Below are 20,511 nucleotides of genomic sequence, written 5' to 3'. Positions count from 1 at the left end.
CCTTTACGAACGACAACCTCTCACTTTACTCGCTCAATATCCGGTAACTGCCACGTTTTATCGAACCATGGCTTCAACGGTCCATACAGTCTAAAGATGGTAAACCAGCTTTTCCCAGGTAAGGTCTGTACCCAGTTTTCCGCTTGTGCAGGTTTGCTCGGCGCGAAATAGATATCGACGGAACCGTCAGGATTCGCTTTCAACCCCTTGGCACTACTTAAGCTCGGGAATGGCGTATCGGTTTGTAACATCGAGCGGGTTTGCGGATCGTACAGCACCACCGACCAAAAATCCTTCACCGGTACCTTCGCGGGTACCGTCAGCTTATAAGTGGCAGAGCCGTCAAATGGTTTGCCCTGTGTATCGAAGTTGCTGGCGGCATATTGTGAACCGACACCGACCATCTCAACCGCCATCGCTGGCGTATCAACAGTTGCAGCATAGAAGAACATGGTACGAGCATCAAAGTTACGCGCGCCATTGTCCAACCACTGGTAACTGCCGCCAATGAAAGGCGTGGTCCAGTGACGCCCCGGATAAATCACCGCCTGCGGATCGCGATTATCAAAGTCAATCGCACGAGCAGTGGCATTACCCACTGCCACCGCTTCCGTCAGGATTTTCTTCATCCGGGCATCTGGGTTGAAAGGTGTGCCTTTTTTCATGCCAATAGCGGCCATCAGGCCGGTCATGTCTGGCCCGTAAACCCCTGCAGGCTCTTCCTGCACAATTTGATCCAGCTCTTGGTAGAACTTGATCGTATTGGCATGCACGGTATTCATTTTACGACCGGATAGATTGACAAATTTCGTTTCCGCTGGTGCATTGCGCTGCTCAAGCGGATAAATACGCAGTTTTTTCTTGATGCTGTCGACGCTCGGTTTCGGGTCACCATTCTCCATAAAGCCCCGACCAAACAGCAGGTTGCCATAAGTCTCTGAGCGCACCACGATATAGCCCTCTGGCAGCTCACCTTTATAACCCGGTGGTACAAATAGGTATTTACCCCCCTTCCCTTTGTCTGGCCCAGCATTACCCAAATCCGTCACATAACGGAACCAGAAATCGTCCACCACGCCCAAAATATTCGGTGGGGTTTCTACCACCATCGGGCCGTTCTTCAAGTCCAACCAGCTCCAGAAATACACGGTTTCCGTATTCGCGGTTAAGAACAACGAAGAGGAATCCATCAAGGTTTCAAAGATCCCCACCGTCCCATTCTCTGCCCCTACTTCACGTAACCCGGTGCGGATCGCCACCATCGACGCGCCAGGGACGCCATTCAGGAAGACTTCCACGCCACGCATAAAGTCCAGGTTGTCGTACAATTTACGGGACGTTTCTTTGGTCGGAATACCGTCAAAAAACGTGAGTTCCCCCATCCGCGAGGAGACCTTATCCGGGGTTTGGATTTCCTCAGGAATAGGTGTAGTCATTTGATGCTTTTGTGCTGCCATCACTGTCGGTAACGCGCTGCTCAAAGCGAGCGCTAACAGGGTAATACCTAGCTTTTTGTTGTGTTTCATGTCTTTCTCCTTGTGCTATTGCACTTGCTCGATATCGTCGAGTTTCCAGCTTTTATTGAAATAAGCTTCTGTTGGCCCATAAAGACGGAAATAGGCAAACCATTGCCGTCCGGGCACCGTTTCTATCCAGTTAGTGTCAGCTCCTTTAGGTTTCTCTGGGCCAAAATAGATGTCAATAGTTCCATCAGCATTCTTTTTCAGGTTCATGCGTGATGACCGATCGGCACTTTGCTGCGAGTTAATCACAAAGCTGCGGTTTTTGACGTCATAGGCCGTGACTGACCAAAAGTCCTTGGCTGGCACCTTGGCACTGACGCGCAGGCGATACGGCTTGCCCCCATCGAGCCACTCGCCTTTACCATCAGTATAGGCCCCGAGGTACGCCTGACCAATTCCTGGAGAGCGAACCATCATGCTTTTAGAAATAGTGACCGCTTCATAGAACCAGGAAGCTCGTTCATTCAGTTCGTCATAATTTGCAGTACGTTGGGACGGATCGTTTAATACCAGTACGTCATCCCACATTTTGTCTGGCCAGACGCGACTATTTTCAAATCGCTTGGCAAAGGCATTGGTTTTGGCTAACAGCTCTCCCGTTGACGCCGCCATGGTCAAGATAGCCACCTGTTCGGCAGTCGGGTGGAAAGGCTTACCCTTTTCAATGCCGACCTGACGCAGCATCGCCATAAACAAGCGGTCGCGCTCTTCAACTGGCTCAGTCTGAATGATGGCATGCAGACGCTGCCAGTAAGCAAGACCGGCAGGCTGGCCGCCGTACCACGGTTTTTCCCCTTTCAAACGGATGAGTTTCCCGGCGGCGGAAACACCCGCGTTATAAGGATACAGTTTAAAGGCATCCATCAATGCTGCCGCTTTGGTAGGATCAGCATCCAGTGCACGGAAGCCCACCATGACATTCATGGTCGTCGACTGAATGATATGGTAGCCCTGAACGTCAGGCACCTTGCCACCCGGTGGGATCAGCAAGTACTTACCGCCATTCCCTTTGTCTGCGCTGGCTTCCCCCATCACTGCAATCTCCCGCTGCCAGGCATCATTCACCCCACCTGCCGTAGCGCCAGCGGGCATGTCCATCACCATCGGCCCCGTTTTGGATAAATCAACGAACCCTATCACATAGGGAGTCGTACCATTGGGTGTCAGGATGCCCAGCTTGTCGCGATAGCTGTCATACAGCACCATGTCGCCATTAGGAACGCCCAATGCCCCGTATTGTTCCGCCTGCCATTGTGCAAAAGAAACCAACGGCAGCGCCCACAGGTAAGCCTGCGTCGCCTGCTGGGTATCTAAATGCTTTTGTAAGGTAGCGATATCACTGCGCCGCGGCAGTTCTCCGTTCATCGTAAAAGTCCCAAAATCCGTGACCACCGGGGTTTCCTGCATGGCCAAACTCAAAGGGGACAGAGGTAGTAAGAATGCAAAAAAAACCGAACGTTTATTCCAATACATAGACACTCCTTATCGTTATTACTTTACAGTCAAGGGGATACTTTCTTTGCTGTTTCCAAGTGCAATGAAGCACTTGCGTCTTCATCTACCTGTAGACCGGGCTGGTCAAGCGGCTGTTCATACCCGCCGCCCAACGCGACCGTCAGTGCAATATCTGCGTTAATTTGCTGACTGCTAAGCATCAGCAATTGCCCCTGCTCAACCAACAGAGGTAAACGAGCTTCCATCGCGAAGACCTTATCGACCAATCCGCGCTGGTAATGGGCTTGAGCGCTGTGCGCTGCAAATTGCAACGCCTTCAATTGTCCTTGTTGTAAAGTCACCTGTTGCTTCAATCCTTGCAACGCAATACCCGCGCGCCCTACGTCGCGCACCGCATCAAAAATAGCGGCGTTATAGCTGGCAATGGTCAGATTGCTTACAGCTCGGCGCATTTGCAGATTGGCATTGAGTTGTCCGCTATCAAATATCGGTAATGTCAGGCCAGGGATGATGTTGTATTGCCGACTGGCGGCTTTCAGCACATCCTCCGGATGCAGAGCGTCCAGACCGAAAAAGACACTCAGATTAAAGCTAGGATAAAATGCAGCTTTAGCCACTTCTATCTGATCAAGCGAGGACTGCACTGACCAACGTAATGCTTGTAGATCCGGGCGGCGAGCCAGCAACGAATACCCTAGGCTGGTCGGCAGTTGTCCAACTGCCTTTGGCAATGGCACGGATGCCACAAACATAGGTTGAGTGTAGGTTTGTCCCAGCAGAGCACGGAATGTTTCTTGCCACTGCCGAATTTCGCTCTCGGTAGCGGCCAATTGTTTATCGAGGATAACCTTGTGTGCCTGAGCCAGCTCCGCGTCTGTTTCCGCTTCCATCCCGCGTGCATGGCGGGCTCGGTGGGCTCGCACCATTTCTGCCTCTATGCCCTGAGAGGTCTGCAACAAATCCCGCATCGCATATAAGGTTTGGACCTGGTAATAAGTCTGGGTGACGGTGGCGGCGATCATCAGTTCCGCCTGCGCCGCCTCAGCCAACTTAGCATTCTGCGCACCCAGCGCCGCGGCCACAGACGCCCGGTTCTTACCCCAGATATCAAAATCATAACTTCCCGATACCCCCAAGGTTATTTCGGTGTACCAAGGACCGGTCAACCCCAACTTAGGATAATCCGCGGCAAATGGCGTCAAGAAACCACTCGACGACACATGTTGCCGATCCAAAGATGCCGAGGCCTCCAATACCGGACCGTAGCTGTCGGCCTGTAAAGCGGTCTGTTTTTTCGCCAAGGCTACACTGGCATTCGCCACTGCCATACTTGGTGAATCGCGCAACGCCATGTCGACAAAGGTATTCAGTTGCGGGTCGCCATAACGAGTCCACCAGCGCGCTTGCGGCCAGCCGTCTTGCGCCAGTTTGATATCATCTGCCAGCCGAAGAGCGTCACCGGCCACCACCGGTGTTGCGGGTTCATCTTTTTGGAACCAAGCACAGCCGGAACTCAAGAACAGCACCATTATCAGGCTCAGTTCGCCGTAGAAACGACCAGTGCGTCTGTGCCAGCTCAAGGGGAGTAAGGTAGGCATTAATGAAATAGACCTTGTGGGTTGGACAAAGAAGAAGGATTGGCAGCCAGCACCGGCTCAACGATGTGAATATCCAGTTTGACCAAGTGTGCTGTTATCTCGCGCACCGCCATCAACCATTCCCGGACAAACGGTTCGTCTGAATGAGACTGACCGAGCAGATACAGTGTTTTCGTCGCCGAGGTCAAGATGCTGTTGACGACTACGTACTCTGTCGATGAAGGGTGCTCCAGCCGCTGCGACCAAGCCGTCAGCAGCGCGGCTACTGCCTCGCTAAAGTCCGTACTGGCCTGCGCCCATGGCTCGGGTACAGTTGGCGTCATGATTCTCAGTGTTTGCAACTGGTTGAGGGCAAACAGCAGAGCCTGTGCTTGTGCTTGTGCCAGCCACTGTTGCGTCACTGGCGAGAGATTGCCTTGTGTATAGCTCCATTCTGGCTCCAACGAGACTCGGGTCTGTCTTTCACGGCTTTGTGCCAACGACACCAAACACTGGAGACGCACATTGCCCAACATTTCCAGACGTTGCTCTGGTGTCCCGGTCTGACTACCCACCGTGGCCAGTTGCGCCAAGCTGCGGAGCAATTTAGTTAGTCCCTCTTGCAAGCTTCGCCCTTCACGTTCGGGCCACAACAGGCTATACACTACCGTCGCAACGACAATCCCGACCAATATCCCCACAATACGATCGCGGATCTCGGTCAGATCCATCGTAGGGCCGGAACTGCCAAACATCGCCAGCGCATAGGCAAAGGCAATCTGCAACCCAGCATAATTGATACGTTCAGAACCGGCCGCCACCCACGCCGCGACAGCGATAATCGGCAAGCTAAGCAATAGGAATCCTGTCAATCCGTCCAGATAAGGGATGACATACAGCACCGCCAGCAAGGTGAATAAACTCCCCACCAAGCAACCACCAACACGCAGCAGCGCCTTTTGCGAGGTTGCCCCCACCGAAGGAAGCGCCAGAATAATGCAGGTAATCATGCAGGTGTGGATGCCTTCCCAATCCACCGCACTGTAAAAGGTGTAACAAATCAGGCTAGCCAGTACGGCCTTAAGCGCAAAGCAGGGATAGACCGGATTGGTTAGCGCATCCGGAACCAACAACGGTGTTTTCTCTTCCGTCGCCGGGCTGTCGAAGGTATCCGCGGCCAAAGATTGTGCGTTAAGAGCATCACCCAGTTCCCGGATGATCGCCGGTGCTGTTAACGGCACCACCAAAGGAGCCGACAAGCGGAACTCACGCCCTGCGTTGATGGCTCGACGAAAACGTCGGCAGGCGCGTTGTAAGGAAGGGATAAAAACTTGGGTGTCAGGCGTCAATGTCTCGGCATCTTGCGCTAACATTTGTGCCGCAGCAGTGTGTAATCGATCCAAAGTACTGATGCACATCAGATACTGGGCCCGATTCGCCTTGTAGCTAGCGTCTGTCATTTCGGCAAATTTGAGATGTTTGCGCAGCGCTAACACACCACGCTCAATATCTTGAACAGAAATAGCCGGAGCCGATGTGCCAGATAACATCGCCCCCAGACTCGCCTGTACCCCATCAAGTTGGCGCACCATTTCTTCACGCAATAGTTGCCGTGGCTCGGCAGGTAATAGCCATTTGTTGACTAAGATCGTCAGTACCGTGGCATATCCTCCGGCGACCCAGCTCCATAAGGCCAGCCGCAATAAGGGTTCACCGTAAGGCAATTGTTCAACAAAGGTCTGGGCGTACACCATAGATACGCTCAGCATATAGCCTATCGACCCCAATGGGCTGACGCGCAAAAAGAACATGCCGGCAAAGACAATCAGGCCCGCACCCAAAATACGCAGCAGCGGTAGATCGAAGGTGTAATTAAACAGCACCAGCAATATGACGGTGCCCAGCGTCGTACCGACCAACATCAGCGAGCCCGCCAACTGGGTATAGGTGCTATTTTCCTGAGCGCAGAAAAACACCATGATCAACGACAACATGAGGAAGGGAATTTGCAGCGACAGTGAAATCACCATCACCAAAAATGCACACACCACCGTTCTGATCATCGCCTCACGTCGCCCTGGGAAAGGAGCTAGTTCGAGGCGTAAAAATTGCCAGAAGCGGCTCAGTCTGCCACTCCCACCCTCCCGGTCAGCTAATAACGAATGTGCCATAGTATTCCCTTACGGCTGGGTGGAGGTCGGTGGAATATCCCCAGTGACTTGGGCAATTGCAGAGGCCCCGATACGAAATAGCGCGGGATCGGGATCTTGTACCTGAAAACGCACCGGGAAACGCTGTGCCACATGGACCCAGTTAATCGAACGTTTGATCAGTGGCAGACCAAAAACGGTCGTGCCACCATCGTCCGGGTGTACGCCATACCCTATCGACGCCACCGTGGCGGCAAAGCGTTTCCCTGTATCCGCCATCAGGTACACCTGAGCACTCATGCCTGGGCGAATATGCTGGAGATCGGTCTCACGGAAATTAGCGACAACATACCAGTGCCCGGTATCGACCAGCATGAATAACGGATGCCCAGCGGCGGCAAACTGCCCTACCGTGGTTTCTAGGCCGACAACGCGACCATCAAAGGGAGCGGTCACCGTGGCATACTCCAATTGCAGTGCAGCCAGCGCAATATCCGCCTGCATCACCGCGCGTTTCGCCACCAACGCGTCCACGCTGGTGATCCCAGAATTAGCACTCTGCGCGGCATCGAGGGCACTCGCCAGTTGTGCCTCAGCCATACGTTTGGCGGTCTTGGCCTGATCGATTTGTTCCGCAGCCACGTAGCCATCCCCCAATAAAGGGGCAATACGGGTCAGAGTATCGTTAGCCTGCCGAGCAGCTGCCCGGGCATGTTCAACATTGGACTTCACGGCTTTGGCGTTATATTGCTGTGCATCCACCAAACGTTGAGCAATTTCAATCTCTTTATTCAGCGCCACCAGCCCCGCCTGCGCCTTGTTCAGCGTCTCTTGGAAAGGGCGCGGGTCAAGACGAAACAGCACATCCCCCTGTTTGACCGCTTGGTTTTCCTTAACGGCAAAACTGACAATGCGCCCGCTAACCTCTGGAGCCACACTGATGGTATCCGCGTAAGCATAGGCATCATCGGTACTGGGTGACGTATCAACACGCCAGACAATAAATACGGCCGTCAATATCGCGACCAATAGCAGTAAAAAGGCAGTATATTTGCCTGAACGAGTAGCTTGGCGGGTCATGTGATAATCCTTGGGATTAATGCTGGAAAAGCAAAAGCCAGAATGCGAAGGCAAAAATAGACGCCAACGCCGGATAGAAAATCATTAATGGCCCCACCCGCTCAATGTGATGGGTCACTATCAACCCCCATCGTACGATAAGGACGAGGATGAATGCGGCAAGCAGGCAAAATAGCCAAGCAGGAAAGAAGGCGCCGAGGAGTGAAATGGTTGGCGCTTGAGCGCAGCCATTCAATAATAAACCTATGAATATTAACAATGACTTTCTCATAGCTTCCTTCTATAAAAAAGAACAATAAAAACAGGGCTTTGAAGTATTCACGTTATTTCCATTCCCGCTGGACGCTAACGCTATGCCCACAATAATAGACAGGTCTTTATCTAAAAGGAAAGGAAAGTATTTCAGTCATTTTCAGGTCTTCGCCAATTCATTAGATTTGGTGCTGTGTGACTGAATTAAATGAGAATTTACTGATGTGAAATGACAAGGGAGGATAGCGAAATTGGACTGCTAAAAGCCCCACTAACATCAGCGGGGCAAGATCGAGAGTTAGCGATTGATTTGGAACAACGACATGCCTTGCATATCGCTGAAGGTCTTATAAGACGCCTGTAATGCCGCTTGCTGCATGTAGTAGTTGGAAATAGATTGGGTGACATCGGCATCTACCAAGGCGCTCATTTGCATTTGATTCGCCATATCACGCTCTTTGCCGATGGTGTCCAAGGTTTCCATTTCTTGTAACTGGTTCCCCAGTTCAGCACGCACACTCAACACATTATTATAGGAGTTATCCAAGCCGCGGTTGGCTTTGTCCAAAGCCTCCGTTACCGCCTGACGTTCTGCATCCGTCGCCCCTTGCAGCGGCGTGTTCAAGGCATTCAACGCAATATCGATACTTTCGAACACGTTAGAAACCGACGGTGCGCCACCCGGTTCCGGTTTCGGATTACTGGTCAGCGACATAAATACCTTGCTGCCGGTATGCCCGACGGTCATGGTGCGGTTGGCATCCACTTTCTGCGTGATTGGGGTGTTGCCGCCCTGATAAGCAACTGTGCCACCGTTATCAACAAACGGCGGTTTATCGTTAACGAAACCGCCAAACATATAACGCCCGTTGCCGTCGGTGCTGTTCGCTTGGTTGAGCAATTGATCTTTCAGCCCTTGCAACTGGGTAGCCAATGAAGCGCGGTCGTTGTCGCTCAAGGTGCCGTTGCCGGCATCGACAATCAGTTTCTTCATATCCTGAATGCTGCTGGTCACGCCGCCCAGTACGTTTTCTTCCATCGAGACGCTTTGACGCGCAAAGGTGCGTGCCAATGCATATTGACTGTTCTCTGATTGCGATTGGGCAACCATAATTGCCTGCGATGCCGCCAACGGATCGTCAGACGGATTAATTACCCGTTTACCGCTAGAAAGCTGCTGGGCAGATTTCATAAACAACGATTGGTTATCGGTAATGCCCAGCAAATTTTGCTGGTACATCATGCTAGTACTCATGCGCATGCGGTCAGTTCCTTAAAAAGTGAATCAACGGATCGACAGCAAAGCGTCGAACATTGAGCTAGCAGTCTGAATAACCTGCGCATTCGCCATGTAATACTGTTGGAAACGCAGCAATTCACCATATTCTTCGTCCAGGTTCACGCCTGAAGCAGACTGTTGCTCGCGAGCCAACTGATTGACGATATTCCCCTGTGAAGTGGCGCTGATCTTCGCGGAAGCCGTTTCATTACCGACGCCGCTCACTAGGCTGGCATAAGCACCGCTCAGCGTTGCCTTGCCATCCACCAATTTTTGCGTTTGCAAATCCAACAGTTTTTGCGCGTTGGTGTTATCGCCTTTACCGGTAGTATCACTGCCTGCGGCGGCAATTTTGGCGGTGTCACTGATGGCAACTTTCAAGCTACCGGCTACGTCGCTGACGGGCTTCACCGTGAAGCTATCGTTGCGCTGCGCATTACCGCTGATACCCACTTCCAGCCCATCAAAGCTCAGAGTTTTGTTGCCGTTAGCATCAGTACCCTCGGTAGCATTAACACGCACGCCATCCGGCAGGCGGCTGACTTGCCAGTTAGTGCCGTCAAATTCAACGCGATAATCATTGGCTTTCACTTTGCCGGTATCGGTATAGGAGACTGAAAGCGCGGCATTGCCGGTATTGCGGGTGTTATCCACCACGCGGCCACCACTGAAGTTGAAGAAGTCTTCACCCGCATCACCATGGATATCAAAACCGGCGCGGTGTTGTTGGTTGAAACTGTCCGCCATCGCTAGCGCTACCTGCCCCAATTGGTTACGTGCGCTGTCCAACGATTCACTGCGGAATTTCAATACACCACTGACCGTGCCGCTAGTGATTTGCCCTGCTGGGATTTCGTTGGCACCGTTGCCACGGTTGTAAGCCAACGTCATACGCGAAGGATCTTGGCTGGAAGGCACCGCTTCCACTTGGTAAGACGTCCCGCCCTGCACCAGCGTTAAACCGTTGGCGAAAGAAACGGTATAAGCATCGCCATCCTGCTGAGTCACTTGCACACCGACAATGCTGTTCAAGTTGCTCACCAGCTGATCACGTTGATCCAGCAATGCATTCGGCTCGCTACCGCTGCTACCACGCAGACGGGTGATTTCGTCGTTCAATTTGGCAATCTGTTGGCTGTAGCTGTTGATTTGCTGCGCGCTGTCGCTCAGTTGTTGGTTAACGCCACTTTCCATATCACGCAGATATTTATCGGCATTATTAAACTGGTTTACCAAGCCGTTAGCCTGCCCCAGTACCGACTGACGAGCGGCGTCATCACTGGCGTTACCCACCAAGTTTTGCAGGTTTTTGAAGAAGTCCTGCATGGTGCTCGACAGCGTGTTGGATTTATCGGCCAACAGGTTATCGAGCTGGCTCATTTTGTCGTAGTACGCGCCCTGCGCACCAAACGAGCTTTGGGCACCCCGTAACTGGTTGGTAATAAACTGGTTATATTCACGGTTAACGCTGGTCACGGTGACGCCGTTGCCGATAAAACCGTTCATCGTGCCCATGCCACCGTTCTGCGCCAAAATGGCGGTCTGGCGGTTATAACCTGTCACATTGTAATTAGAGATATTATTACTGACGGTACTGAGGGCCACTTGCGCCGCATTCAGCCCACTCATCGCGGTATTAATTAAACTATTGGACATAGAGGTTCCTTATGCTGCGGTGCCTTGGCCCACAGAGTTCAATGATTCTGCTGGGTTTTCCACCCAGCCTGATGAGGTTATCGACAAGCTGGGGGGAAACTTGAGGAAAAAACTGGGGCTAGAACAGGTCTTTCAGGTCATGCGTATAGGCTTTTGCCACCTGCTCGCCCGCGTTTTTCATCTGCTGGATCACATTGACTAATTTCTTGGCATAGTGCGGATCGGTGGCGTAACCCGCCTGTTGCAGCGCATGGGCGGCCTGTTCTGGACTGCGAGCGGCAGCAACATCGGCATAGCGTGGGTTATTGGTCAGCAGTTTGACGTAATCAGCCATCGCCTCGACGTAAGAACCGTAAACGCGGAAACGCGCCTTAATTTTCTTCTCCGCGCCCTGTTCAAACTCGGTGGTGGTGATTTCCGTGGTTGGGCCATCCCAACTGCTGCCTGCTTTGATACCAAACAGGTTGTAACTTGGTGAACCGTTGGTGGTTGGAATTTCACGTTGCCCCCAGCCTGATTCCAACGCGGCCTGCGCAACAATCAGTTGATGCGGGATGCCACTTTGCTGGCTGGCAACACGCGCAGGAATCGACAGTTTGGCGACAAAGTTGCCGCTGTTAAGCGACATCGCCGCCGACGGCACCGGTGTTTTCGGCACCGCGCGACGAACCATCTGTTCCAGCGCCTGATTCGGTAGCGTTTGCAGGATCTCACCGTCCAACGCCATCGGCACAGTGCCTGCTGCTTCGCTCGGTTTGAGGCTGCCGTTTGACAATTGCTTGACCATCATGTCCGCCAACCCCAATCCTTTTTGCGATAACTGTTGGGCAATTTGCTGATCGTATAACGAGGTATATAACTGCGTCTGGCTGCTGCTCAAAATGCCGTCCTGCGGCAAGGCAGCGCGCATACTTTTCAGCATCATCTGCACGAACATCCCTTCCACCTGTTGCGCAACCTGTTTCAGGTTACCCTGTGGATCGGCAGCCGCAGCGCCTTTCAGTCCGTTTAATGCCTGGGCGTCATACGCCGCGCCAGACATGCCCAACAGAGAGTTCGCCATCAGATAATTTCCAGCTTGGCGCGCAGGCAACCGGCACTTTGCATTGCCTGCAAGATCGACATCAGGTCGATCGGTGTGGCTCCCAGTGCGTTTAGTGCGCGAATGACGTTATTCAGGTTGGCACTAGAATTCACTTTTTGTAACGAGCCACCCTGCTGCTGAACCGAAATCTGGGTGTTTGGCGTCACCACCGTTTCTCCACCACCGAACGGCGTAGTCGGTTGGCTAACGGTATTTTGCCTGTCGACCACCACCGACAGATTCCCCTGCGCCACCGCGCAAGAATCCAACATCACATCGCGGTTCATCACTACCGAACCGGTACGCGAGTTGATGATCACTTTGGCGTCGATGGTGCCGACATTAACGTTAATGTTCTGGATTTCTGCCAAGAAGCGCACCTGCGAACTGTTCCCCTGCGGCACCAACACCTGCACAGTGCGAGAATCCAACGGCGTTGCCGTACCGTAACCGCGCTGACGGTTAATCGCATCGCTAATCTGCTGCGCCATGCTGAAATCGTCATCGTTCAATTGCAGATTGATTTCACCGCCTTTGCCAAAGGTGCTGGGTAATTCACGCTCAATCACCGCGCCATTACTGATTCGCCCGCCGTTCAATTGGTTAACTTGCACGCTGCTGCCACCAGCAGAAGCGCCAGCACCGCCGACCAGCACGTTACCCTGTGCCAATGCATAAACCTGATTATCGACGCCTTTCAGCGGCGTCATCAGCAAGGTACCGCCACGCAAACTTTTGGCGTTGCCCATGGAAGAAACCACCACGTCGATGTTCTGCCCGGTACGCGAGAACGGTGGCAACTTGGCCGTTACCATCACTGCCGCCACGTTTTTCAATTGCATATTAGTGCCGGGCGGTACAGTGATCCCCAGTTGCGATAGCATGTTGCTCAAGCTCTGGGTGGTGAACGGCGTCTGCATGGTTTGGTCACCGGAGCCATCCAGCCCCACCACCAGTCCGTAACCAATAAGCGCGTTATCACGCACACCTTGCACCGTGACCAGATCGCGGATGCGTTCTGCCGCCACCGGCAGACTCAGTACGCCAATCATCAGCGCCAACAGGTATTTTTTTAGCATCGTCAATCCTTTAGAACGGTGAGACATTGAGGAAGAAGCGCTGCAACCAGCCCATAGTTTGTGCTTCATTGATATAGCCATTACCGACATACTCGATGCGCGCATCCGCCACCTGGGTCGAGGTGACCGAGTTATTGCCGCTGATGGTGCGCGGATTCACCACGCCAGAAAAGCGGATGAATTCCGTGCCCTGATTGATAGCAATTTGCTTTTCACCCACCACATGTAAGTTGCCGTTAGCTAGCACCTGATCGACCGTGACGGTGATGGTGCCGCTGAAGGTGTTGTTAGCGTTGGCTCCGCCTTTACCGCCGAAGGTGCTGTCACCGGAAATATCCATATCGGCGCGCGCATTGCCGAGCAGACCGTCGAGGTAACGCGGTGACGTCGCCACGCCAAATTTACTGGCACCGTTACGGCTGGCATTAGCAGAAGAACTCTTGCTGGCGCTGACGTTTTCTTGCAACACGATGGTCAAGGTATCGCCGATATTGCGCGGCCTTCTATCCTCAAACAGTGGCTGATAACCGTAATTCATCGGCTGCACGGTTTGGAAAATCGATCCATTTGGCACCGGTGCACTTGCCGGTGCCGGTTGTGCCGTGGTCGAGCCGTCAACCAAAGATTTATGCGGAATATAGGCGCAGCCGCCGAGCGCCAACATCAGCAGCCCTGTTAAGGCGCGTTTTCCTTGCTGCGGCACGTTGTTAGCCGCTAAAAATGGGGTCGCCACGGGTATCGCCTTTATTTCTCAGTTTGAGGGCGAGCACGCCCGCCCCAGTCAATTACAGTTGGGTCAGTTTTTGCAGCATTTGATCGGAGGTCGATACCGCTTTGCTGTTGATTTCATAGGCGCGTTGCACCTGAATCATGTTGACCAACTCCTCCGCCACGTTGACGTTGGAGGTTTCCACATACCCCTGATACAGCAGGCCCGCACCGTTCAAACCCGGCGTACTTTCGTTGGGTGCGCCAGAGCTTTCGGTTTCCTGATACAGGTTTTCACCCATACTTTCCAAACCGCTGTCATTGATAAAAGTGGTCAACGTCAGTTGCCCCACCTGTTGTGCTGCGGTCTGCCCCTGCTGAGTCACGCTAACGATACCGTCACGCCCAACGGTAATGCTCAGTGCGTTGGCCGGGATAGTGATCGCCGGTTGCACCTGAAAACCGCTGGCGGTAACCAATTGACCGTTTTGGTCGATCTGGAACGAGCCGTCGCGGGTATAAGCCAAGTTGCCATCAGGCATCATGACCTGAAAGAAACCCTGCCCCTTGATCGCCACGTCTTTGCTGTTGTTGGTCTGCGACAGGTTGCCCTGGCTGTGGATGCGCTCGGTGGCGACCGGACGCACACCGGTACCAATCTGCAAACCGGAAGGCAGCGTGGTTTGCTCGGAAGACTGCGCCCCCGGCTGACGAATAGTTTGATACAGCAAATCTTCAAACACCGCCCGCTGACGTTTAAATCCATTGGTGCTGACGTTGGCCAAGTTGTTGGCGATCACGTCCATATTGGTCTGCTGTGCATCCAGACCGGTTTTGGCAATCCATAAAGAGGGGATCATTTCGTTTCCTTAGCTCATTGATAACAATGAGTTGGCACGCTGTGCATTTTCATCCACGCTGTGAATGACCTTCATTTGCATTTCAAAGCGACGGGCGTTGGCAATCATATCGACCATGGTTTCCATCGGCTTGACGTTACTGCCTTCAATCACACCCGGCATCACGCGTACCAACGGATCGTTGGGTAACTGATTGCCACGCTGTTGCGCCGCCGCTGGAGTCAGATGAAAGAAACCGTCATCGCCGCGCACCACTTCTGCCGTCTCGGCTTTCACCAGTTTCAGGCGGCCAATCTGCGCGATGGTGTTCGGTGGATCGCCCGCATTCAGCGCCGAGATAGTTCCGTCGGCGGCAATGGTGATTTCTGCCGACGGTGGCACTTCGATCGGCCCACCATCGCCCATCACCGATACGCCTTGCACCGTTAACACCCCGTTAGGCGAGATTTGTAGGTTACCGTTGCGGGTATAAGCTTCGCTGCCATCGGGTTGACTGACTGCTAGAAAACCGTCTTGCTGCAACGCCACATCCAACGGGCGACCAGTAAAGTTCAACGCCCCTTGGCTCATATCTGCCCCCGGCGTGGAGGCAGTGACCAAAGTCCGTGTTTGCAGGCTCGGGCCATCGACCGGCACCGCACGCAGCGCCGAAAGTTGGGCGCGAAAGCCCGGCGTAGAGGCATTTGCCAAGTTGTTGGCGGTGATCGACTGCTGTTCCAGCGTCTGCTTCGCCGCACCCATCGCGGTATAAATCGCGTGATCCATAGCTCAGTCCTATTAACGCAGGCTAACCAAGGTTTGCAGGATCGAATCCTGCGTCTTGATGGTTTGCGCGTTCGACTGGTAGTTACGCTGGGCGACGATCATGTTGACCAGTTCTTGGCTCAGATCGACGTTGGAAGACTCCAGTGCACCGCTGGTCAGATTACCGAAACCACCGCCACCAGCGGTACCCACGCGCGGCATACCGGAAGAAGCGGTTTCTTTCCACACGTTATCGCCCTGCGAAGACAGCCCTTCTGGGTTAGAGAAGTTAGTCAACACAATCTGCCCCAGCAATTGGGTCTGCTGGTTGGAATAGACGCCAAAAATCTGACCTTTTTTGTCAATTTGGAAGCCGGTATATTCCCCAGCCGCGTAGCCGTCTTGAGAGACTTTGCTGACTGAATCACTGCCAACGTTCTGTTGCATGCTGCCAGTGAAATCCAAGGTAAAGTTTTGCGCCGGAGCACCATCTTTAGCCGACATCGGGATCACCATACCGTTCGCTGGTGCACCCGCGAGTGTGCTGGTGGTATTGAGCAAAGTCCCGGTCGAGCTATATTCCATGCTGCCCGCTTTAGCGGCTGGTGCACCCGTCACGCTGCCATCTTGGGTATACACATCCCATTTGTTATCAGCGGTTTTGACGAAGTAGGCGTTAATGTTGTGGGCATTACCTAATGAATCGTAAGTGGTAATGGTGTTCACGTAGTTATAGGTGTCTGATTTACTGGGATCGAAAGCGACAGTCTTCACATCATGGGTCGATTTCAGGCTGGCAGCCATAGAACCAGAAGTTGTTGATTTGGCATTGATCATCCCTTCAGGAATGCTCAATGGGACGGGATCGGCACCTTGTTGAATGGTCGGCGGTGAACCCGCAGCTGGATAGCCGGTCAGGTTCAAGCCTTGCATGTTGACCAAATTACGGTTTTCATCCAAACGGAACTGACCGTTACGGCTATAGAAAATGCCGCCATCGCTATCTTGCATACGGAAAAAGCCGCTGTCGGTGATCGCAACATCCAACGCACGGTTGGTACTGGTAGGTGTACCGCCGTTGAAGTTTTGGGTGATCCCCGCCACTTTTACGCCCATACCGACTTGAGAACCGGCAAACATATCGGCGAAGGATACGCTGCCAGACTTGAAGCCCGCCGTCGCGGAGTTAGCGATGTTGTTACCGATCACATCCAGATTGGTTGCCGCAGCATTCAAGCCACTGACTGCCTGAGAAAAGGCCATGGTAGTCTCCGTTAGTTATAGAATTTGTCGTACATCATCCAGCGTGGCTGAACCCGCCAGCCCCAGATCCAGCTTGGTGCCGTCGGTATTACGCGTAACGCCGTTGACCATGGCGAAACGCAGCGGCTGTGCGACTAACTGTTCGCCATTGGCTTTGGCATTGATCGCCACGGTGTAAGCCCCGTCCGGCGCGTTAGTGCCATCTTCCAGCGTGCCATCCCAGGTATACGAATTAACCCCAGCTTTGACAGCACCGACTTCGATGGTACGCACCACTTTGCCGGTGGAATCGCTGATGGTGACGGTCACCGAATCCGCTGGGCGCTCCAGCTCAACACCAAATGGCGTGGTGCTGACTTTGCCTTCTTTACTGCCCACCAGAACCTCTTTTCCAGGCACCATCACCCCATGACCGATCAGCGCGCTGGCTTGCAACGACTGGTTGCTGTTGATCTGGCCGGAGATAGAACCCAAGGTGGTGTTCAGTTTTTCGATACCGCTGACGGTGTTGATCTGTGCCAACTGAGTGGTCAATTCGTTGTTCTGTAGCGGGTTGGTGGGGTCCTGATTCTTCAACTGTGCGACCAGCAACGTCAGGAAGCTGTTTTGCAGATCCTGACTGCTGTTGCCACCCACACTATTGTTTTTGTTATTAACGCCAGCGACGCTGTTATCGAGTGATTCATTGGTGGTTGCGGCAATGCCCATGGAAAGCTCCGGTTATTGACCCAATGTCAGGGTTTTCATCATCAGTGACTTAGTGGTGTTCAGCACTTCAACGTTGGCTTGATAGCTACGTGAGGCTGAAATGGTGTTGACCATTTCACTCACCACGTCGACGTTCGGCATCCGCACATAACCTTTGGCATCGGCCAATGGATTGCCCGGTTGAAACACCAAACGCTCTGGCGCCGAGTCTTCAATCACCTGTGCCACACGTACGCCGCCAGTGGATTGCCCCGGCGGCGCAGCCACTTGAAAGACTACCTGCTTGGCGCGATACGGCCGCCCGTCTGGCCCGGTTACGCTGTCGGCGTTCGCCATGTTGCTGGCACTGACGTTCAAGCGTTGAGATTGCGCAGACAATGCCGAGCCGGAAATATCAAAAATACTCAGTAACGACATGCGTTTTATCCTCCTTGCAGTACCGACATCATTCCTTTGATCTGCCCGTTGAGCAGCGTCAGATCGGTTTGATATTTCAGGCTGTTATCCGCGAAGTTGGTGCGTTCACGATCCATATCCACCGTGTTGCCATCCATTGATGGCTGATCGGGAACGCGATACAGCAGTTCCAGTTCAGGTGGCTGCATGTTCTGCGCCGGAATATGGCGAGCAGAAGTCAGACTCAGTGCAACACCGCTACCGCTGGTGCGCCCCTGCGCCATCACCTTGTTCAATTGGCTAGCGAAATCGATGTCCCGAGCCTGGTAACCCGGTGTGTCTGCGTTGGCGATATTGGCAGCCAGAATCTCCTGCCGCTGGGCGTGCAAGTTCAGCGCCTCTTGACCAAAACGCAAACTCGCGTCCAGTTTGTCGAGCATGTTCTCTCCGCGAGGTTAGAATTTGGAGCTGACAGCATAAACGCCCCATCGCCAGCCTATCGGGTGAATAGGGGCAAAATGCGCCGCTATTTATTTGCTTAGGTAAACGGCAGGCCGAGTAAACTGGTGCCCGGTACTCAGGATCGGTAGAGGCGAAAATGAAGGGTAAAATACTGTTGATGATGGGCTTGTTAGCCAGCCTGAACGCGCAGGCCGACGACTTGAAGGCGCAAATTGACAGTTTTATCCAATCGCAATTCGCCGGGCTGCCAGTGGAAGTTAACGTGCTAGTGCGTTCCCCTGCGACCCAATGGCCACAGTGCGAATACCCGCAGCTTTCATTGCCACAAAACGCTCGCCGCTGGGGAAATATCAGCGTTTCCGCCCGTTGTGGACAGGAGCGACGTTTTATCCAGACTCAGGTACAAGTGATCGGTCACTATCTGATGACTGCACGTAGTGTCAGCGCTGGCAGTAAATTGACAGCGGCGGATGTGAAATTGAAAAAAGGCCGCTTGGATACGCTCCCCCCGCGAACCTTGACGGACAGTGGAAAAGCCTTGGGAGCAGTAAGTTTACGCAATATCAGCCCTGGTCAACCGTTGACCTTTGCTATGCTGCGTCGTGCTTGGGTGATCAAAGCCGGGCAGCCGGTTCAGGTGATGGCGCAAGGAAACGGTTTCAATATCAGTGGCTCAGGTAAAGCCATGAACAATGCCGCCGCCGAAGACAGCGTGCGGGTGCGAATGACTTCCGGGCAAATTATCAGCGGTATTGCCAGCGATGACGGCAGCATTCACGTCACATTATAAAAATGTAAAGGTTTGGCAAAACCTGCCGATACTAAATATTAAGCGCCTACCAGGGCAAAAAAATTGTATGTATCGTAGCCAAAACTACGGTTGATGGAGATTGAACATGAGTATCGATCGCACACAACGGACTCAACCCGTTCCGGCAGTACAACCGCGTGAAACTCCCGCGGAAAATGCACTGCAACCGCGCAAAACGCTGAAAACCGAAACGCCTGTCAGCGGTACACAAGTCAAACTGAGTGATGCTCAAGCCCGCTTGATGCAGCCGGGTACGCAAGATATTGATATGGGTCGTGTAGAAACCATTAAACAGGCGATCCTCAGCGGCGAATTAAAAATGGATGCTGGCAAAGTTGCCGATGCGTTAATACAGGATGCACAGAGCTATTTGAAAGGTGATTGGTAGCAATGGAAAGCCTGACACTGTTGTTGGATAACCTACTGGAAACCTTAGATTCGCTGGATAGCGTATTAGCGCAAGAACAAGAATTGCTATGCTCAGGCACCGCCGCGGGTGTCGCCCTGCAACGCGTCACAGATAATAAGAGTCAGCTATTAGCAACGGTCAATTATCTGGAACAACAACGGTTGGAACTCGAACGCCAGCAGCGCCAACAAGCGCCGTATCCGACACATTCAGCGCTGGCAGAACGCTGGCAACGTGTTCAACAACGTGGCCAAGTACTGCGTGAGAAGAACCAACATAACGGCATGTTGTTGAATCAACACATTGAATATAACGCCCAAGCGTTGGCCGTGCTGAAGAAGCAAGATAAATCGTTGTACGGCCCAGACGGTCAATCCCGCAATAACTCCGTTCTCGGCCGCAAATTCGGCGTATAATTTTTTGCGCCCGTGAGTGGGCGCACCTTCCCTTATGCCACACGGCTCGCATTTTTCTTAAACATTTCTGAATATCTAAATTCTCTTTGCGTAACGCTACGCATAGCGACCATTTCCTGATTTCACTCGCCAGCATTTCTCATCACTCTGTGTTCGTTTTTAAAACACTTGAAATATACCCTCGGCGGGTATAGATTCCACAGGGAGAGGATATGACGGATATTTACCTCACGGCACGTGATTACTTGCTATTTCAAGTAGTTAAAAATAATGAGTTAAGGAGAATTCAATTATGAGTAAGATGTTAAACGAAATCCACGAAGAGGTTCGTGGACTGTATGAGGCCGGATTTGTCGATGATGTCACCATGCGATCTTTCGATATCTTGTGCTTCAAACCACTAAGAAACTACACGCCACAAGAAATTAAAGCGCTGCGGGAACGAGAAAAGGTTAGCCAGCCCGTGTTTGCCATTCATTTGAACGTCAGTAAAAAAGCCGTTCAGAAATGGGAGCGTGGTGAGTCGGTTCCTAACTCTGCAGCGATGAAATTACTCTCGTTGGTCGAGAAAAACGGTCTGTCGATCCTTGCCTGAACCG

The 20,511-nt window shown here is 52.8% G+C and carries 21 protein-coding genes; 4 read left to right on the top strand and 17 right to left on the bottom strand.

Annotated elements, in window-relative coordinates:
* Positions 1 to 20: 20 nt before the first annotated feature.
* From AC3ISQ_RS09075 to flgB, 17 genes are all read right to left on the bottom strand, one after another.
* Positions 21 to 1,526: a DUF1254 domain-containing protein gene (locus AC3ISQ_RS09075; protein WP_489352483.1), complete on the bottom strand. Its 1,506-nt coding sequence runs from the start codon at positions 1,524 to 1,526 to the stop codon at positions 21 to 23.
* A gap of 15 nt (positions 1,527 to 1,541) precedes the next feature.
* Positions 1,542 to 2,888, bottom strand: a complete 1,347-nt coding sequence (locus tag AC3ISQ_RS09070; RefSeq protein ID WP_489352481.1) for a DUF1254 domain-containing protein — start codon at positions 2,886 to 2,888, stop codon at positions 1,542 to 1,544.
* A gap of 137 nt (positions 2,889 to 3,025) precedes the next feature.
* Positions 3,026 to 4,576, bottom strand: a complete 1,551-nt coding sequence (locus AC3ISQ_RS09065; RefSeq protein ID WP_489352479.1) for an efflux transporter outer membrane subunit — start codon at positions 4,574 to 4,576, stop codon at positions 3,026 to 3,028.
* The gene (locus tag AC3ISQ_RS09060) at positions 4,576 to 6,726 is read right to left on the bottom strand and encodes an FUSC family protein (protein ID WP_489352477.1); all 2,151 of its coding nucleotides are present in this window, start codon (positions 6,724 to 6,726) and stop codon (positions 4,576 to 4,578) included. Before AC3ISQ_RS09060 ends, AC3ISQ_RS09065 begins: the two co-directional genes overlap by 1 nt.
* A gap of 9 nt (positions 6,727 to 6,735) precedes the next feature.
* Positions 6,736 to 7,785 (bottom strand): multidrug transporter subunit MdtN, encoded by a 1,050-nt coding sequence (gene mdtN, locus AC3ISQ_RS09055; RefSeq protein WP_489352475.1) that lies wholly within the window; start codon positions 7,783 to 7,785, stop codon positions 6,736 to 6,738.
* Between the two features lie 16 nt (positions 7,786 to 7,801).
* Entirely contained in the window at positions 7,802 to 8,056 is a 255-nt protein-coding gene (locus tag AC3ISQ_RS09050; RefSeq protein WP_489352474.1) for a YtcA family lipoprotein, read from the bottom strand.
* 279 nt (positions 8,057 to 8,335) lie between these two features.
* Positions 8,336 to 9,298, bottom strand: a complete 963-nt coding sequence (flgL, locus tag AC3ISQ_RS09045) for a flagellar hook-associated protein FlgL (protein ID WP_489352472.1) — start codon at positions 9,296 to 9,298, stop codon at positions 8,336 to 8,338.
* A 24-nt stretch (positions 9,299 to 9,322) separates the two neighbouring features.
* Entirely contained in the window at positions 9,323 to 10,972 is a 1,650-nt protein-coding gene (gene flgK, locus AC3ISQ_RS09040; RefSeq protein ID WP_489352470.1) for a flagellar hook-associated protein FlgK, read from the bottom strand.
* 118 nt (positions 10,973 to 11,090) lie between these two features.
* Positions 11,091 to 12,035: a flagellar assembly peptidoglycan hydrolase FlgJ gene (gene flgJ / locus AC3ISQ_RS09035; RefSeq protein ID WP_489352468.1), complete on the bottom strand. Its 945-nt coding sequence runs from the start codon at positions 12,033 to 12,035 to the stop codon at positions 11,091 to 11,093.
* Positions 12,035 to 13,135, bottom strand: a complete 1,101-nt coding sequence (locus tag AC3ISQ_RS09030; RefSeq protein ID WP_489352467.1) for a flagellar basal body P-ring protein FlgI — start codon at positions 13,133 to 13,135, stop codon at positions 12,035 to 12,037. The genes flgJ and AC3ISQ_RS09030 overlap by 1 nt, the downstream gene beginning before the upstream one ends.
* Positions 13,136 to 13,145: 10 nt before the next feature.
* Positions 13,146 to 13,799 carry a flagellar basal body L-ring protein FlgH gene (flgH, locus tag AC3ISQ_RS09025; protein WP_489353199.1) on the bottom strand — a complete coding sequence of 218 codons (654 nt, stop codon included), beginning with the start codon at positions 13,797 to 13,799 and terminating at the stop codon, positions 13,146 to 13,148.
* 121 nt (positions 13,800 to 13,920) lie between these two features.
* Positions 13,921 to 14,703 (bottom strand): flagellar basal-body rod protein FlgG, encoded by a 783-nt coding sequence (gene flgG / locus AC3ISQ_RS09020; RefSeq protein WP_489352466.1) that lies wholly within the window; start codon positions 14,701 to 14,703, stop codon positions 13,921 to 13,923.
* Between the two features lie 9 nt (positions 14,704 to 14,712).
* Complete coding sequence (locus tag AC3ISQ_RS09015; protein WP_489352464.1) at positions 14,713 to 15,468, bottom strand: flagellar basal body rod protein FlgF; 756 nt, start codon at positions 15,466 to 15,468, stop codon at positions 14,713 to 14,715.
* Between the two features lie 12 nt (positions 15,469 to 15,480).
* Positions 15,481 to 16,710, bottom strand: a complete 1,230-nt coding sequence (flgE, locus tag AC3ISQ_RS09010) for a flagellar hook protein FlgE (RefSeq protein WP_489352462.1) — start codon at positions 16,708 to 16,710, stop codon at positions 15,481 to 15,483.
* A 15-nt stretch (positions 16,711 to 16,725) separates the two neighbouring features.
* Entirely contained in the window at positions 16,726 to 17,418 is a 693-nt protein-coding gene (flgD, locus tag AC3ISQ_RS09005; protein ID WP_489352461.1) for a flagellar hook assembly protein FlgD, read from the bottom strand.
* Positions 17,419 to 17,430: 12 nt separating this feature from the next.
* Positions 17,431 to 17,835: a flagellar basal body rod protein FlgC gene (gene flgC / locus AC3ISQ_RS09000; RefSeq protein ID WP_489352459.1), complete on the bottom strand. Its 405-nt coding sequence runs from the start codon at positions 17,833 to 17,835 to the stop codon at positions 17,431 to 17,433.
* A 5-nt stretch (positions 17,836 to 17,840) separates the two neighbouring features.
* Positions 17,841 to 18,254, bottom strand: coding sequence for a flagellar basal body rod protein FlgB (gene flgB, locus AC3ISQ_RS08995; protein ID WP_489352457.1), 414 nt, complete (start codon positions 18,252 to 18,254; stop codon positions 17,841 to 17,843).
* Positions 18,255 to 18,412: 158 nt separating this feature from the next.
* Between flgB and flgA the strand changes: the two genes are divergently transcribed.
* The 4 genes from flgA to AC3ISQ_RS08975 all read left to right on the top strand — a co-directional run bounded on the left by flgA (position 18,413) and on the right by AC3ISQ_RS08975 (position 20,507).
* Positions 18,413 to 19,066: a flagellar basal body P-ring formation chaperone FlgA gene (gene flgA, locus AC3ISQ_RS08990; protein WP_489352456.1), complete on the top strand. Its 654-nt coding sequence runs from the start codon at positions 18,413 to 18,415 to the stop codon at positions 19,064 to 19,066.
* 106 nt (positions 19,067 to 19,172) lie between these two features.
* Complete coding sequence (gene flgM / locus AC3ISQ_RS08985; protein WP_489352454.1) at positions 19,173 to 19,475, top strand: flagellar biosynthesis anti-sigma factor FlgM; 303 nt, start codon at positions 19,173 to 19,175, stop codon at positions 19,473 to 19,475.
* A 2-nt stretch (positions 19,476 to 19,477) separates the two neighbouring features.
* Entirely contained in the window at positions 19,478 to 19,912 is a 435-nt protein-coding gene (locus tag AC3ISQ_RS08980) for a flagella synthesis protein FlgN (protein WP_489352452.1), read from the top strand.
* Positions 19,913 to 20,204: 292 nt separating this feature from the next.
* Positions 20,205 to 20,507, top strand: coding sequence for a helix-turn-helix domain-containing protein (locus AC3ISQ_RS08975; protein ID WP_489352451.1), 303 nt, complete (start codon positions 20,205 to 20,207; stop codon positions 20,505 to 20,507).
* Positions 20,508 to 20,511 lie beyond the last annotated feature (4 nt).

This window comes from Serratia sp. KH_031, from assembly GCF_057839655.1.
This window is presented reverse-complemented; position numbering and strand designations above follow the sequence as displayed.

Coding starts and splice junctions, on each gene's coding strand:
- AC3ISQ_RS09075 (WP_489352483.1), bottom strand. CDS start 1,526: ATGAAACACAACAAAAAGCTAGGTATTACCCTGTTAGCGCTCGCTTTG.
- AC3ISQ_RS09070 (WP_489352481.1), bottom strand. CDS start 2,888: ATGAACGGAGAACTGCCGCGGCGCAGTGATATCGCTACCTTACAAAAG.
- AC3ISQ_RS09065 (WP_489352479.1), bottom strand. CDS start 4,576: ATGCCTACCTTACTCCCCTTGAGCTGGCACAGACGCACTGGTCGTTTC.
- AC3ISQ_RS09060 (WP_489352477.1), bottom strand. CDS start 6,726: ATGGCACATTCGTTATTAGCTGACCGGGAGGGTGGGAGTGGCAGACTG.
- mdtN (WP_489352475.1), bottom strand. CDS start 7,785: ATGACCCGCCAAGCTACTCGTTCAGGCAAATATACTGCCTTTTTACTG.
- AC3ISQ_RS09050 (WP_489352474.1), bottom strand. CDS start 8,056: ATGAGAAAGTCATTGTTAATATTCATAGGTTTATTATTGAATGGCTGC.
- flgL (WP_489352472.1), bottom strand. CDS start 9,298: ATGCGCATGAGTACTAGCATGATGTACCAGCAAAATTTGCTGGGCATT.
- flgK (WP_489352470.1), bottom strand. CDS start 10,972: ATGTCCAATAGTTTAATTAATACCGCGATGAGTGGGCTGAATGCGGCG.
- flgJ (WP_489352468.1), bottom strand. CDS start 12,035: ATGGCGAACTCTCTGTTGGGCATGTCTGGCGCGGCGTATGACGCCCAG.
- AC3ISQ_RS09030 (WP_489352467.1), bottom strand. CDS start 13,135: ATGCTAAAAAAATACCTGTTGGCGCTGATGATTGGCGTACTGAGTCTG.
- flgH (WP_489353199.1), bottom strand. CDS start 13,799: ATGTTGGCGCTCGGCGGCTGCGCCTATATTCCGCATAAATCTTTGGTT.
- flgG (WP_489352466.1), bottom strand. CDS start 14,703: ATGATCCCCTCTTTATGGATTGCCAAAACCGGTCTGGATGCACAGCAG.
- AC3ISQ_RS09015 (WP_489352464.1), bottom strand. CDS start 15,468: ATGGATCACGCGATTTATACCGCGATGGGTGCGGCGAAGCAGACGCTG.
- flgE (WP_489352462.1), bottom strand. CDS start 16,710: ATGGCCTTTTCTCAGGCAGTCAGTGGCTTGAATGCTGCGGCAACCAAT.
- flgD (WP_489352461.1), bottom strand. CDS start 17,418: ATGGGCATTGCCGCAACCACCAATGAATCACTCGATAACAGCGTCGCT.
- flgC (WP_489352459.1), bottom strand. CDS start 17,835: ATGTCGTTACTGAGTATTTTTGATATTTCCGGCTCGGCATTGTCTGCG.
- flgB (WP_489352457.1), bottom strand. CDS start 18,254: ATGCTCGACAAACTGGACGCGAGTTTGCGTTTTGGTCAAGAGGCGCTG.
- flgA (WP_489352456.1), top strand. CDS start 18,413: ATGAAGGGTAAAATACTGTTGATGATGGGCTTGTTAGCCAGCCTGAAC.
- flgM (WP_489352454.1), top strand. CDS start 19,173: ATGAGTATCGATCGCACACAACGGACTCAACCCGTTCCGGCAGTACAA.
- AC3ISQ_RS08980 (WP_489352452.1), top strand. CDS start 19,478: ATGGAAAGCCTGACACTGTTGTTGGATAACCTACTGGAAACCTTAGAT.
- AC3ISQ_RS08975 (WP_489352451.1), top strand. CDS start 20,205: ATGAGTAAGATGTTAAACGAAATCCACGAAGAGGTTCGTGGACTGTAT.